Genomic DNA, 14,743 nt, shown 5'->3' with positions numbered 1-14,743 from the left:
AGCTAATCAATTTCAACATCTTTAATTACTTGAATTAGTACGGGAACATACTGTGTCTAACCATTCAGCCAAAGTTGGAGTGTATCGCCTATAATTACAATGTTACAAAACTAATTCGGGTGGGAACGGAGAAATATAAAGGACAAACTCAACATTTTATGACGAATTTTTCTAAAATGGGGAGATTCGAAGGACAAAAAAGATATCATAAATTTGATAATAAGGACAATATAAATACATTTATAAAGTTGTAAAATGGTATGTATGTTCATAATCTTTTAAAATAAACAAAGGCTGTCAATCATGAGTTAGAATTTCCTCAAAAACAACGGAATAAAAATCCTCACTTACTGCTCAATTTGAGTCGGTATATTCTTGGCTTACAACGATACCTTGATAGAACTATAAAAACGCGATTTACGGGTTCATGTAAATCGCATTTCTCATTGTCAGATATTTTATTTTGATATGATTTCTGTAGATTAAGCATCATTCACTGCATAATGATTTAAAGTTTGTCTAAACTTAAGTTCATTTCTAGTACGTTCACATAGTCTTCTGTCAGCGGTGAAGACTGTTTATTTTGTTCAATGAGTCGGTTAATTCGTGCAGCGGGGATATGTCTTTCTTTCGCAATTCTGTTCACTTGTTGTTTGGCATTGGTGACGGTGATGTCTGGATCTAGTCCTGAGCCTGATGCAGTGACTGCATTATTCGAAAGTGTTGTCCCGTTTTCTTTGATTGTGTCTTGAACGCGTTTTTCTAAGCTAGGATTTGTATTGCTGTAATTAGAGCCACCTGAGGCCGGCCCGCCGTTCTCTTTTATTTCTTCGGCATTCATATTATAGTTCACCGCACTGATACGGCCATGGAAGTATTTTGGATCGGTCCATTGTTGTCCAATTTGTTTTGAGCCAACCACTTTGTCGCCGACTTTTAATAAACTGCCGTTTGCTTGGTCATGAAATAGGATTTGTCCGGCAGCTGTGACTGCAAGGGGAAAGATTAAGCCACAAAGCACGAACATGATGAGTAGCAGTCCAAAACTTTTTCTGATGGTTTGCATCGTTATGCCTCCTTTAAACAAAATATTGTATGATGAGATCGATTAGTTTGATACCGATAAAGGGTACAATCATACCGCCTAATCCGTATACGAGCATATTTTTGATAAGAATCGTTTGTGTAGAAGCGCCTTTAAACTTGACGCCTTTCATCGCAAGCGGGATGAGTACGACAATAATGAATGCGTTGAAAATTAACGCTGATAATACGGCAGACTCGGGCGAATGCAGATGCATGATATTCAACTGATTCATGGCGGGCATCGCTGACGTCAACATTGCGGGTAAGATCGCAAAATATTTTGCGATGTCATTGGCAATACTGAATGTTGTGAGTGCCCCACGGGTCATTAATAATTGTTTGCCGATTAAGACGACCTCTACTAATTTGGTAGGGTTTGAATCTAGATCAATTAAATTAGCCGCTTCCTTCGCGCTCATTGTACCCGAGTTCATTGCTAACCCGACATTTGCTTCTGCTAATGCAGGGGCATCGTTTGTACCATCGCCGGTCATTGCGACGATATGTCCTTTGGCTTGTTCTTCTCGAATGACATTGATTTTATCTTCAGGTTTACATTCTGCGATAAATCGATCGACACCGGCTTCTTTCGCAATTGTCGCCGCTGTTAAAGCATTGTCTCCGGTACACATTACCGTTTCAATTCCCATTTCACGCATTTCACGAAAACGTGCGACTAAGCCTTCTTTAATGACATCCTTTAAATAAATGACACCTAATATTTCATTGTTTTCAATCACGACGAGTGGGGTTCCGCCTTTTTTAGAGACGTCTTTCACGTGGTCATCTAAGTCGTTAGGAATCGTACCACCCGCTTCTTTTATACGTTTAATCATGCTATTCGGTGCGCCTTTATACACTTCTCGGTTTTTAAATTTAACACCACTCATACGTGTTTCAGCGGTAAAGGGAATATATTCGCCAGTCTCTTGTGATAAGGGAATCCCTTGTTTGTTGGCTAATTGAACAATACTTCGTCCTTCCGGTGTGTCATCTGTGATAGAACTTTCGTATGCGGCTTGAACTAATCGTTCAAAGCGAGATGTTGCGACGGGAATGAATGCATCTGCCATACGGTTACCGTACGTAATTGTGCCCGTTTTATCTAAAATAAGGACGTTGACATCTCCACACGTTTCTACTGAACGGCCGCTTTTCGCTAAAATATTGAACTGTGTGACACGATTCATGCCTGCAATGCCAATTGCGGACAATAGGCCCCCAATTGTTGTCGGAATTAAGCATACAGTCAAAGCAATCAACATCGTTATTGATAAATGGAATCGCAGAAATGTTGCTAACGGATATAGGGTCAATATCACCATTAAAAAAATAATGGTAAGGGTCATTAATAAGGTGAATAATGCCATTTCATTAGGTGTTTTCTTTCTTGTCGCACCTTCAACTAAACGAATCATTTTATCTAAAAAAGAGTGACCGGGTTCTGATGTGATCTCAACTTCTAACCAGTCTGAAGCGACAGAAGTCCCACCGATGACATGATTAAAATCTCCGCCGCTTTCTTTAATTACAGGTGCAGATTCTCCTGTAATGGCGGATTCATCAACGGTCGCAAGTCCTTTGATGACTTTACCATCATTCGGAATTTGTTCGCCTGTTTCGACACGGACGATATCACCTTTTTTTAATGCACTGGCGTCAATCACTTCATAACTGCCGTCTGATTTGATTCGTCGCGCTTTCATTTCAATCTGTGTTTGTCGTAAAGCGTTGGCCTGTGCTTTGCCACGTCCTTCTGCCAAAGCTTCTGAAAAGTTTGCAAAGATTAATGTTAATAACAAAATAATGAAAACGCTAAATGTATAGATGCGTGATTCACTTTCATGATTCAATAATTGAGGAAAGCAAGTTAAGAGTAAAGAGAGCCCTGCGCCGACGAGAACAACGAACATAATCGGGTTTTTCAGCATAGCGATAGGGTTTAGCTTTAACACACTTTCTTTCAAAGCTTGCTTCACTAAGTGTGATTCGAATATTTTAGGGGTTTCAGTCATTGTTTTGTCCTCCGTTCATTAAGAATGTAGCAAAAGTTGTTCTCCTATTGGTCCAAGCATTAAGTCTGGTAAAAACGTTAATCCACTCAATAGGAGGATAAAGATGATTAAGATAATACTGAAGCTAAGGTTATTCATCGGAACATCTTGTGCAGAATGCTGGTAGGCCTTCTTGTTTACTAAGCTCGACACGATTAAGATTTGTAAAATAATCGGAATATAACGTGCGAGCAACATGACGATGGCTGTTGAAATGTTCCAAAATACCGTATTGTCTTTTAATCCTTCGAAACCAGAACCGTTGTTGGCCGCTGATGATGAATATTCATACAGGACTTGAGAAACACCATGAAATTGCGGGTTCGTGATTGCGTCTGATGCCCCGGGTACGACAAAAGCAAGTGCTGAGAACGATAAAATGAATAAGGGGTGCAACAAAAATGACAACGCAATCAGTTTCATCTCTTTACCTTCAATTTTCATTCCTAAATAACTCGGTGTTTTTCCGATCATCAAGCTACAGATAAAGACGGTCAACATGACATAAATCAACATATTCATTAAGCCAACGCCTTCACCACCGAAGACGGCATTCAACATCATCAATATCAATGGCACCATGCCGCCAAGTGGTGTCAGACTGTCGTGCATATTGTTGATAGACCCTGTTGTAAAGGCGGTCGTAATGGTTGTGAATAAGGCAGATAAAGGGATGCCGAAACGCGTTTCTTTACCTTCCATATTGCCACCTTCAATACCTAAATGATGTAAAACAGGGTTGCCTGCAGTTTCAAAGGACAGGCATAGAACTAAAAATCCGACAAACAAAAGAAACATCGCAATGAAGATCATCGTCGCATGTGAATGGATTTGTTTTTTGGTTTTTAACATTCTACCGAATAAGAAAACTAAGGCACCGGGGATGAGCATCATACTCAATGATTCAACAAAGTTAGTCACATACGTTGGATTTTCAAACGGTGCGGATGCATTGGCGCCTAAGAAGCCACCCCCATTTGTACCTAAGTGTTTAATGGATTCCAGTGAAGCGATAGGTCCAACCGCAATCGTTTGCTTTACCCCTGATAACGTATCAATCACGAATTGACCGCTCAACGTCTGTGGTACCCCTTGACTCACTAAAAATAGACTGATGAGAAATGAGAATGGTATCAATACACGTATAATAAAGCGTGTTAAGTCTTGGTAGAAATTGCCTATCACATCAGTCACACCAGTCAATCGTCTTAACATGGCGATGCATACGGCATACCCAGAAGCCGATGACGTGAACATCAAGAAAGTAATGACGCACATCTGTGATAATTGACTCAAACCTGTCTCACCTGCATAATGCTGTAAATCGGTGTTGGTCATAAAGGATGCCATCGTGTTGAATGCTAAAGATATGGGCTGATTTGAAATATGGTTTGGATTTAAAAACAACCATTGTTGGATTATAAGTATTAAAAATGAAAGGCCACCCATTAGCCCGTTAAACCATAAAAAGTGCTTTAAATATGTTTTTCCTGACATATGCACTATTTTTAAACCAATGATACGATAAATCATTTTCTCTATTGGATTAAAAATCACATCTGTCCTAGAGGGTGTCGTTAAAGTGACAGAATATAAATATCGACTCAATATCAATGAGAGAGCGATAAATACAAGCAAAAATATAACAATACTCATTTTGTGTTCCTCTTTCTCTGTTAAAATTTTTCACTCCAAATGAATGCGTAAAACAAAAAGACAATTAATGCGATGACGATGAGCGCAATTAGTGTGGTCATGTGCTTCCCTCCTTACTTTCATCAAAAGCTTAACAAGAGTCATATCACCTTAGTATTAATATTTGAGAAAAGTTATAAAGAAAATATAAAGATAACGTGTGAAATAGAAAGATCAATGGATAATACGTGTCATTTTAATTATGATGTGAGTAAGAGGTGTTGCCATATGGAAAGTGCGTATAAAAAAAGAGGGAAACTGACCATTTATTTAGGCTATAGCCCAGGTGTCGGTAAAACATATGAAATGTTGTCAAATGGAATTGACCTGTATAAAGAAGGGGCGGATATAAAAATTGGTTATATCGAGCCACATCAGCGTCCTGAGACCCGTGCACTTGCTCAAAAATTACCGGAAATTATGACCTCTAGCCGTCAATTTGGAAGTCATACGTTTCAATATATTGATGTCGATAAAATTATTGAAGCGCATCCGGATGTCATCTTAATTGATGAATTGGCGCATACGAACATTTCAAAAGAGCGTCATTTAAAACGTTATATGGATATCGAAGAGATTTTGTCACATGGGATAGATGTTTGGACGACGTTGAACATTCAACATATCGAAAGCTTAAGTGGACAGATTACTTTAATGACAGGGATTCAAGTGACAGAGCGGGTACCGGATCAATTTGTTATTTCTGCAGATGCTTATGAAGTAGTGGATGTTTCACCGGATATGTTGATTCAACGTATGAAAGCTGGGAAAGTCTATAAGAAAGAACGCTTGGAAACCGCCTTTTCTCATTTTTTCACCTATGAAAATTTGACTGAACTGCGTGAACTGACACTGAGAACCGTTGCGGATATCATGAGTCAAAAAGAGCAACAATATAAGACGAAACATACAGATATCACGCCACATATCGCAGTAGCGGTGAGCGGTAGTATTTATAACGAGCGGGTGATTCGTGAAGCGCGACGAACGGCTTACAAAGAAAATGCAAAGTTAACGGCAGTGTATATAGATGTGTTCGAAACGGCAGCTGAAAGTAAAAAACAAGATCATTACGTTCACAAAAACTTGATGTTGGCACAGTCTTTAGGCGCAGAAATTAAAATCTTCTATGCGCAAGATATTGCGAAAGCTTTGACCGAATGGTGTGACAAGGCCTTTGTGACTAAATTGGTACTCGGCCAATCAGAAAAGCCGCGTTGGAAAGGGTATTTTAAGAAATCGCTGATTGATCAAATGAATCACATGCCCCATCACTTTAAATTAGAAATTGTGCCATTGCATGATATTCACATCGAAAATATGGCACAAACCACAAAACAAAATAAGATGTCGTCTACCCGTTGGTCTATGGACGTGATCAAAATGGTCATGATTCAAGCGCTGTGTGTGCTCATTGGGACGTGGGTCTACAATATGGATAAGAATGAGTCGAGTGCCATGATTCTACTGATGTTTTTTATCGGTATTATTGTCCTTTCGATCTGGACACAATCCTATCTTATTGGATTTTTCGCGTCGATTCTCAATGTGTTTGTCTTTAACTATTTCTTTACTGTACCGAGATTCACTTTGGAAATGTATCGTTTTGAATACCCGATTACTTTTGCGACCAGCATCTTTGCGAGTATTTTTACGAGTGCTATTTTGAAAAACTTGAAGCATCAGCATTTGTTAACAGAACGTCAATTGTATCGGACGAATATGATGTTACATTTCAATCAATCGATTAAAGAATCTTATTCAATGATGAAATTATTGAAAATTGCGGGAGAACAAATTCATCAACTGTTAAATCAAGACGTCACGGTATTTTTGATTCAGCAAAAAAAGGTGACTGAATCGTATACTTTCGGGAGTGGTGCGCTTTCCAATGCCAACCCACATGAAGAAACAGAAACACTCGGTTGGGTCATTGAAAATGAGGTTCGCGCAGGTAAGCTGACGGATACTTTTCCTGGGAGCCCTTATTTGTGTATTCCTATCGGTACGGTGCCCGTTAAAGGGGTGATTTCAATTCGATTTAATGAAGAGGATTACATTGATACGTATGATAATTCTATTTTAGAGTCGATGTTGAATGATGTGACGTTGGCCATTGAGAACGTCGATTTGTTAAGACAGACGAGACAGTCCATGTTGAGAGCGGAAAGAGAAGCGACACGGTCGAATTTCTTGCATTCCATCTCTCATGATATTCGAACGCCATTAACGACAATTATGGGGAATTTGGATATGTTGAAATATCACAACCGACATCTCAGTGAAGCGGCAGTTGATTCACTATTGTCTGCCTCTTACGATGAAGCACAATATCTCTATACGCTGGTGACGAATATTTTGTCGTTAACGAAATTAGAAAGCGCAGAGATCCAAATTCAACGGAGTCCCTATTTGGTTGAGGAGCTGCTGGAAGAGTTTGAAGAAGGACTGGAACGTCGGCATCAGAATCAAAAGGTGAAAATAAAATATGATGCGCCCCTCGCTTTGATTGATATCGATAGTCAATTAATTTTACAAGTGTTATTTAATCTCGTTGATAATGCACTGCTACATGCAGAATCAAAATCTGATATTCTGCTTAATGTGTATCAAGTCGACCATAAAGTAAAGTTTGAAATGATTGATTTTGGAAAAGGGATACCTGAAGAAAAACGGCAACTTATTTTTAATCCGTTTTATTCAGAGGATGATTTTAAAGATAATCAAAAAGATAGTTTAGGATTAGGGTTATACTTAATTCAACGTATTTTGCAGCAACATGAAAGTCAACTGAAATATCAGCCGAATACGCCGAAAGGAAGTATTTTCTATTTTTACTTAGATGCCAATCAAATCGAAATGGGGGGCTGAAGTGATGAAATCAACATTATTAGTCATTGAAGATGATGATGCCATTTTACATTTAATCGATGTGGCGTTGACGATGGATTACTATAAAGTGATTACCGCAAAATCAGGAAAAGAAGCGGATTTTCGTTTAAGAACGGAACAGCCTGATATTATTTTACTTGATTTAGGATTACCGGATATTGATGGTTTAGCTTTGATTCAGCAGTTTAGGGATTTTGTTGATATCCCAATTATTGTGATTAGTGCACGTACAGAAGAACATACGATCGTCAGTGCTTTAGATCATGGCGCGAATGATTATATGACGAAACCATTTAATATTGATGAATTACGGGCACGTATTAGAGTCGCGGAACGCATGTCAAAATCAATAGAAAATAGCCAAAGTCATTTTAAAAATGGGCCACTGATGATTGATTTCAATGCAAAAGCAGTTTATATTCATGAGCAAGAAGTACATTTAACGCCGAACGAGTATGAGTTATTAGTGATATTAAGTCAACATGTGGGTAAGATATTGACCTATTCCGTCTTGTTAAAGGCGCTATATGGTTATGTAAATAAAACGGAAATGGCCGCATTACGTGTGCATATGGCTTCGTTACGTAAGAAGTTGAATGATACGAAAAACAACGATGCGTCTCCTAAATTGATGATGACCCATCCTAGAATTGGCTATCGCATGCAACGTCTCGATTAACGAATGATTGTACGGTCGAATCCATCGTGGCGTGAAGGGTGTTTCTTAGCGCTATATTCCCTATAAAAATGTATCATGCCCGCTAAAAGGCAGAACTGTTATGTTCTACTTTTAACGGGCATATTTTTAAGAGGATAATTGCAATGATTGATGACAAATGGTTGCGAGGTGCGCTTTGAATTGAAAAACAACCATAATGATACATAAAGATGCTAGGATTATTGGACATTTTTTCTTTTTTTATAAAACAGTTTAAAGATGATGTATAAAATAACAATGCCGATGATGACATACATGATACTCGCGTATGTGTGTAAGCCGGCCATTAAGGCGTCAAAGCGATTGCTTAATACGCGCCCTAACAATATTAGAGCAAAGTTCCAAATTGTTGTACCGATGATCGATAAGGTCATAAATTGAACCACATTCATTTTATTGATCCCGGCAGGAATTGTAATGAGTACACGAAGTACGGGAATAAATCGGCATAATAACACGGCCCACGCCCCATAACGTTTGAACCAGTCATTGGCACGTTGGATATCTTTCCCTTTAAGTTTGAACCATTTACCGTGTCGATCCACAAAACGGTAAATGCTGTTTTCGTTAATCAAGCGACAAATATAATATAAAATGAGGAGCCCCATCAGTGATGCGATTGTGGAAATGAGAAATAGAACGGGAATCGACAACCCGGATTTAATAGACATCAAACCGGCAAAGGTTAAAATAATTTCAGAAGGGACGACAGGTAATATATTTTCTAATAGGATGAGAATGAAGATAGCGACATAGCCCCATTGAGCGATAAAGCTTGTAATCAATTGTTCCATGAGTCACAGGGTTCTCCTTTAAAATAAATTCGTTTTTACACTTCATAAGTATAGTTATTATACATAATAGAAAAGCAAATGTACTAACGATTTGATAATATTGATTGAAATCATAATTTAATAGTGCAACACCTTCAACGCGCTAAAAAACAATCCACCTATACGTTAACTGGAAAGCATCCAGGTGACTATGGATGGATTGTGCGTTGTTCACGTGATTGAGATGATGCGAACGTTTGATGACGAAATGTTGTGTCGGTTTAGACGATGGATAACATGCGATCTAAACTTTTTTTTGCATAATAGGCGGTTTCATCATCCACTTTGATTATATTGTCATGCTGGTCGTTTAAAATTTTATCGAGACACCATGCAAGATGTGGTAAATCAATGCGGTTCATCGTCAGACATGCGCACATCAAAGGATTTAATGATTCAATATGAAGTTCAGGGTGTGTCATTTTTAAGCGGTGTACTAAATTCATTTCCGTTCCAATCCGCCAATGTGAGCCTGCGGGTGCGTGCTGAATGGCATCGATGATATAGCGCGTAGATCCTGCCTCATCGGCTGCTTGAACGACATCAAATGGACATTCGGGATGGACGATAATGTTCACATCAGGATTTTGCTGACGTGCTTGTTCGATATGTGTTTTCCGAAACTTTTCATGAACAGAACAATGCCCTTTCCATAAAATAAGGCGTAAATCTTTTAAATCTCCTTCATACGTCAAACGCTTTTCAATGGGATCCCACAGCGCCATTTGTTCAAGTGGCACACCTAATTCGTACGCCGTGTTGCGCCCCAGATGCTGATCGGGGAGAAAAAGAATCATTTTATGCTGTTCAAGCGCCCAATTGACGACAGCTTTTGCGTTGCCACTCGTCAGACATGTACCTTCATGTTGACCGACATATTTTTTGATGGCTGCTGTCGAGTTCACATATGTGAGGGGTAAAATATCGAATTGATACGTTTGTGTCAGTACTTCGTGACAATGTCGTACTTGATTGATGTTCGCCATGTCCGCCATAGAACAGCCCGCAGTTAAATCAGGCAGGTAAATATGTTGGTGTGCGTCTGTCAAAATGTCAGCAGTTTCAGCCATAAAGTGGACGCCGTTAAAAACAAAATAGTCTGCTTCGCGATTGTTTTTACAAATTCGAGCCAGTTCAAGTGAATCACCCGTCACATCTGCAAATTGGACGACTTCATCTTTTTGATAATGATGTGTGGGCATAAATAAACGTGTCCCTAGTTCATCTTTAATACGTTGAATGTGCTGTTCTAACGCGGTTTGAGACATTTTGAGATACCGTTCTGGAATGGATTGAATCGGATTAAACATTTATATCACAACCTTTGCTGAAATATCGAGTGCTTTTTGCCCGTAAAACAAGGCGCCCATGGAGATGAAGTCGACGCCTGTTGCCGCGTAATCTGTGATGTTCGCTTCAGTTATATTTCCAGATGCTTCAGTTTGAATGGATGCCGGGACGTGATGAATATGTGCTTTGATCCATTCGGGTGTACAGTTATCAAACATAATGATATCGACGCCGGCTTGAACGGCTGCGATGAGCATCGCTTCATTTTCAATTTCAACTTCAATTTTATCCATAGGACCTAACCATTTTTTGGCTTCTTGAATGGCCGCTGTGATAGAGGTGCTGTAGTCAATATGATTGTCTTTGAGCATCAAACCATCGTTGAGTGAACGGCGATGATTGAGTCCACCCCCGACAGTGACGGCGTATTTTTCAAAAATTGCAAGCCCGGGCGTCGTCTTACGCGTATCGACAAGACGTGTTGTTGTGTGTGCAATCCGAGTCACCATTTGATGGGTCATTGTAGCGATACCGGACATCCGTTGAATCAAATTTAAGACGATCCGTTCCATAGTAAGCAGTGCATAAATGGGCGCGGTAATTCGTGCAATCACAGTACCAGGTGTGACGTGTGCCCCCTCGGCTATGGCCATTTCGACAGTGGCTGTGGGTTCTAGCAATTTGAATCCTTCTTCTATAATATCCGTACCACAGAAGATCCCTGGCGCTTTAGAAATCAGTGTGAGTGTTCCCTGGGTTTGACGATCAAAGATGCGTGTTGCTAAGTCGCCTTGTTGGTTATCCTCTATGTAAAACTGTTGTAGCTTCTCTTTTACGAGCAATCGATTTAACATGATGCGTGCCTCCATTATAAATTTCAGTCATATCATACTGATGATTTGTGTCAACATGAGGGTGATCACATCGGTAATGCACACCGCGAGATGTTTGACGTTCTAGTGCCGCACTTGTGATAATTTGTAATAATTTGACTGTACAATAACGTTGCCACACTGTTTTGGTGATTTGTGTCACTTCTGGCGCCTCATGTAGTGTCTTCTCCAATCGTGCTTTAAAACGTTGCATAACAGGCCCATGTCGTTCGACGCCGAGTACAGAAAAACTTTGTTGTTGTAGCGTTTGGACTACTTTATCACTGATGTGAGGTATAGCTAAAGATTGAGGAGATCCTTCGCCTTTAACGGGTGATAAATGATGTTGAATATACGTTGCACAGTTGACTCCCATGACAAGGCCTTCCAACAATGAATTGCTAGCTAAACGATTTGCGCCGTGGAAATGGGTACATGCCGCTTCACCAATTGCAAAAAAGCGTGGTAATGCGGTACAACCGTTCGTATCTGCACTAATTCCACCGATTGTGTAATGCGCACCGAGCGTCACAGGAATACGCTGTGTGTCAAAAATCGTGGCGTCGTAGCGTCGAATGGCTTGTGTGATAGTAGGAAAACGTTGTTCAAAATGGGTGACAGGACGGATATCTAAATAACACTGGTGTCCAAGTTGTTGTTGGCGAAAAATCATCCGACTTGTGATATCTCTCGGCGCGAGACTTTTCATAGGATGGACCTCATCCATAAAATTGATACCGGCATCATTGACGAATGTCGCCCCTGCACCACGGACGGCTTCAGAAATCAGTCCCCCTGCTTTTTGTGGTGTTCCAAGTAAAGTCGGATGAAATTGTATCATTTCCATATTTTGAAGCGGAACGTGGTGATGGAATGCGATGACAGCACCTGTTGATAGGGGCGATAGTGGACTGGAATGCGGTGTGAACAAGTTGCTGACCCCACCGGTCGCACATATCACCGCATCGCCGCTTATATGTTGAAACTGCCCTTTCTCATCTATAGTGACCACACCACAGGCTTCTCCATGTGCATTTTTTAAAAGGTCAATGACGACATGATGTTCATAAAGGACAATGGGCTTCGCAGTTAAAGATGAAGCTAAATGTTGCATGATGATACGGCCCGTTTGATCCCCGTTTGCGTGTAGAATTCTTGGATGTTGGTGCGCCCCCTCCATAGCGTAAAGCAAATGCCCTTGGTCATCTCGATCAAAAGGAAGTCCTTCATCAATGAGTTGCTGTATCACCGAATGACTTTGTTTAATCAATGTCTGAATGACCGTCCGATCCCCTAAGCCATCTCCTGCATGGAATGTATCTTCAATATGGCTTTGACCGTCATCATATTCATATTTTGAAAAACAAATGCCCCCTTGTGCTTGATAGCTACTATTGTTCGAATGCCGACTTTGCGTGATACAGGTAATTTTGGAAACATTGTGAAGTTGTTTCATACATGATAAGGCTGCAATCCCACTTCCAATAATGATGATGTGCATATGTTTACACCTCTATTTACAATATTATTTACATTTATGTTAACATTAAAGCGCATAATGATTTTGACATAGATATGAAACAAATGCAAGAGGGGATATAAAAGATGATTTATTTGGATAACGCTGCGACAACGCAACCTACTGAAGAAGTATTAGCGGTCTACCATAAAGCACAAAGTCAATTGTTCTATAACAGCGAAAGTTTACACGTTGGTGGTGAACAGGTTAAAGCTGCATTACAGCAAGCACGTCAGTACGTACAACATGTTTTTCAAACAACAAAAGAAGTCCGATTTGGAACAAGTGGTTCAAACGTCAATGACATGGCCATCCGTTTATATTTGGATCATCTGACACAGGGAACGATATGGGTCTCTCCGTATGAACACCCGTCTATTGCGGCCGCGTTAGAACGATATCAAAACAATTTTAAAATTGAGATTATGCCGCTAACTGCTGATGGCACGCTCGATCTAGCAACATGGCAATCGCGTGTGACAGCAGAGACGGTTTTGATTATTGCACAACATGTCAACTCTGAAACGGGTTATCAGCTTCCGATTCATCAAATTGGAGCGATTGCAAAACAGCATCAAATTCCTTTTCATGTTGACGGTGTTCAAGCGGTCAAAAAAATAGCACCATTTGATATGACATCTTGTACGTCATATACATTTTCAGGTCATAAATTTCACGGTACCAAAGGCTGTGGGGTGTTGATGATAGAGGATGCTTTCATTCATCCATTAAATCAACACTACTTCCACGAAACAGGGTTACGTAATGGCACGTTAGATGTTCCGAGCATTTTAGCGCTCGTTCAAGCATTAAACATTTCGACGGATATCATGCATCTCCAAACGTTGCACCAATATGCGAAAGCACGCGCCACGGCTTTGGGATTTACAGCGCTGACTTATAACGCGCAAGCGCCACATATTTTAGGGCTACTCACACCAAAATTTGAAGGACAATATATCATGCAAATGTTGTCTAATCGGAATATTTGTATTTCTACTGGAACCGCTTGTGGTCATGGTATAATGTTAAGTGATGGTTTAATGCACAAAATCGCTGCAGTACAAGGTGAAGTCGATCAATATTTAAGGTTGTCCTTTTCATGTTTAACAACCGTGGAAGAAATCGATCAGTGTTTTGATGTGATGAAAAAAATGATTCATGAAGGAGGTTCTGAATGAATTCAGCTGATAAAAGAAGAGCACAAATTATTGAATGTCTTGAAGCGTCAGAGCAACCCATTAAAGGCTATGAGCTCAGTCGTCGATTTGGCGTATCACGACAAGTCATCGTTAAAGACATCTCGTATCTTAAAACACAAAATTATACGATTCACTCCTCTAGTAAGGGGTACTATATGCATGTCCAATCGCAAGGGAGACCTTTTAAACGAATGATTATATGTCAGCATGAAAAATCAGAAATCGAAGCAGAACTGAAGACAATTGTAGAAAATGGTGCGATGATTGATAACGTTTCAGTCGAACATCCTGTATACGGTACATTACAAGCCGAATTAATGATTGAAACGCTCGACCATATCGATACGTTTGTGGCTAACATGAATAAATATCAAGGAACGATGTTAGCACAATTAACGGACATGGTGCATCTGCATACGATATCTGCAGATTCTGAAAAGATATTAGACAATGCTGTCAGAGATTTACAACAGCAAGGGTTTTTAGTCGATATAGAAGACAATGGCACGAGACGCACACATTCTGAAATCTAATCCCACACGAGGACGGTCGTGTCCTATACAAAAAGTGAATGGTTTGCGT

11 protein-coding genes are annotated in these 14,743 nt (G+C 39.9%); 4 read left to right on the top strand and 7 right to left on the bottom strand.

The window, feature by feature from the left end; genetic code table 11:
* Positions 1 to 508 precede the first annotated feature (508 nt).
* Genes kdpC through kdpA form a run of 3 tightly spaced genes read right to left on the bottom strand, consistent with a single transcriptional unit; the run spans position 509 to position 4,796 of the window.
* Positions 509 to 1,066 (bottom strand): K(+)-transporting ATPase subunit C, encoded by a 558-nt coding sequence (gene kdpC / locus B5P37_RS05770; protein ID WP_085237340.1) that lies wholly within the window; start codon positions 1,064 to 1,066, stop codon positions 509 to 511.
* A gap of 13 nt (positions 1,067 to 1,079) precedes the next feature.
* Positions 1,080 to 3,101 carry a K(+)-transporting ATPase subunit B gene (locus B5P37_RS05765; protein ID WP_085237339.1) on the bottom strand — a complete coding sequence of 674 codons (2,022 nt, stop codon included), beginning with the start codon at positions 3,099 to 3,101 and terminating at the stop codon, positions 1,080 to 1,082.
* 18 nt (positions 3,102 to 3,119) lie between these two features.
* Positions 3,120 to 4,796 (bottom strand): potassium-transporting ATPase subunit KdpA, encoded by a 1,677-nt coding sequence (gene kdpA, locus B5P37_RS05760; protein WP_085237338.1) that lies wholly within the window; start codon positions 4,794 to 4,796, stop codon positions 3,120 to 3,122.
* Between the two features lie 267 nt (positions 4,797 to 5,063).
* Between kdpA and B5P37_RS05750 the strand changes: the two genes are divergently transcribed.
* Positions 5,064 to 7,706 (top strand): sensor histidine kinase, encoded by a 2,643-nt coding sequence (locus B5P37_RS05750; RefSeq protein WP_085237336.1) that lies wholly within the window; start codon positions 5,064 to 5,066, stop codon positions 7,704 to 7,706.
* Between the two features lie 4 nt (positions 7,707 to 7,710).
* Positions 7,711 to 8,406: a response regulator transcription factor gene (locus B5P37_RS05745; RefSeq protein WP_085237335.1), complete on the top strand. Its 696-nt coding sequence runs from the start codon at positions 7,711 to 7,713 to the stop codon at positions 8,404 to 8,406.
* Positions 8,407 to 8,624: 218 nt separating this feature from the next.
* Here B5P37_RS05745 and uptA read toward each other — a convergent pair whose 3' ends face one another.
* The 4 genes from uptA to B5P37_RS05725 all read right to left on the bottom strand — a co-directional run bounded on the left by uptA (position 8,625) and on the right by B5P37_RS05725 (position 12,941).
* Positions 8,625 to 9,239, bottom strand: a complete 615-nt coding sequence (uptA, locus tag B5P37_RS05740; RefSeq protein WP_085237334.1) for an undecaprenyl phosphate transporter UptA — start codon at positions 9,237 to 9,239, stop codon at positions 8,625 to 8,627.
* A 260-nt stretch (positions 9,240 to 9,499) separates the two neighbouring features.
* On the bottom strand, positions 9,500 to 10,588 hold the full coding sequence (nadA, locus tag B5P37_RS05735; RefSeq protein WP_085237333.1) for a quinolinate synthase NadA: 1,089 nt from the start codon (positions 10,586 to 10,588) through the stop codon (positions 9,500 to 9,502).
* Complete coding sequence (gene nadC, locus B5P37_RS05730; RefSeq protein WP_085237332.1) at positions 10,589 to 11,422, bottom strand: carboxylating nicotinate-nucleotide diphosphorylase; 834 nt, start codon at positions 11,420 to 11,422, stop codon at positions 10,589 to 10,591.
* Positions 11,367 to 12,941 (bottom strand): L-aspartate oxidase, encoded by a 1,575-nt coding sequence (locus tag B5P37_RS05725; protein ID WP_085237331.1) that lies wholly within the window; start codon positions 12,939 to 12,941, stop codon positions 11,367 to 11,369. Before B5P37_RS05725 ends, nadC begins: the two co-directional genes overlap by 56 nt.
* Before the next feature lie 104 nt (positions 12,942 to 13,045).
* Between B5P37_RS05725 and B5P37_RS05720 the strand changes: the two genes are divergently transcribed.
* Both B5P37_RS05720 and B5P37_RS05715 read left to right on the top strand, forming a co-directional pair.
* Positions 13,046 to 14,140 (top strand): cysteine desulfurase family protein, encoded by a 1,095-nt coding sequence (locus B5P37_RS05720; protein ID WP_085237330.1) that lies wholly within the window; start codon positions 13,046 to 13,048, stop codon positions 14,138 to 14,140.
* Complete coding sequence (locus tag B5P37_RS05715) at positions 14,137 to 14,694, top strand: transcription repressor NadR (protein ID WP_085237329.1); 558 nt, start codon at positions 14,137 to 14,139, stop codon at positions 14,692 to 14,694. Before B5P37_RS05720 ends, B5P37_RS05715 begins: the two co-directional genes overlap by 4 nt.
* Positions 14,695 to 14,743: the final 49 nt, after the last annotated feature.

Origin of the sequence: Staphylococcus lutrae, assembly GCF_002101335.1 — a bacterium.
In the GTDB taxonomy this organism is placed as follows: domain Bacteria; phylum Bacillota; class Bacilli; order Staphylococcales; family Staphylococcaceae; genus Staphylococcus; species Staphylococcus lutrae.
Note: the sequence above shows the minus strand (reverse complement) of the source record. Positions and strands in the feature narration are given on the sequence as shown.

Excerpts from the sequence above, each read along its gene's own strand:
- B5P37_RS05720 (WP_085237330.1), top strand. The coding sequence starts at position 13,046 with ATGATTTATTTGGATAACGCTGCGACAACGCAACCTACTGAAGAAGTA.
- B5P37_RS05765 (WP_085237339.1), bottom strand. The coding sequence starts at position 3,101 with ATGACTGAAACCCCTAAAATATTCGAATCACACTTAGTGAAGCAAGCT.
- B5P37_RS05745 (WP_085237335.1), top strand. The coding sequence starts at position 7,711 with ATGAAATCAACATTATTAGTCATTGAAGATGATGATGCCATTTTACAT.
- B5P37_RS05725 (WP_085237331.1), bottom strand. The coding sequence starts at position 12,941 with ATGCACATCATCATTATTGGAAGTGGGATTGCAGCCTTATCATGTATG.
- B5P37_RS05750 (WP_085237336.1), top strand. The coding sequence starts at position 5,064 with ATGGAAAGTGCGTATAAAAAAAGAGGGAAACTGACCATTTATTTAGGC.
- nadC (WP_085237332.1), bottom strand. The coding sequence starts at position 11,422 with ATGTTAAATCGATTGCTCGTAAAAGAGAAGCTACAACAGTTTTACATA.
- kdpA (WP_085237338.1), bottom strand. The coding sequence starts at position 4,796 with ATGAGTATTGTTATATTTTTGCTTGTATTTATCGCTCTCTCATTGATA.
- B5P37_RS05715 (WP_085237329.1), top strand. The coding sequence starts at position 14,137 with ATGAATTCAGCTGATAAAAGAAGAGCACAAATTATTGAATGTCTTGAA.
- uptA (WP_085237334.1), bottom strand. The coding sequence starts at position 9,239 with ATGGAACAATTGATTACAAGCTTTATCGCTCAATGGGGCTATGTCGCT.
- kdpC (WP_085237340.1), bottom strand. The coding sequence starts at position 1,066 with ATGCAAACCATCAGAAAAAGTTTTGGACTGCTACTCATCATGTTCGTG.
- nadA (WP_085237333.1), bottom strand. The coding sequence starts at position 10,588 with ATGTTTAATCCGATTCAATCCATTCCAGAACGGTATCTCAAAATGTCT.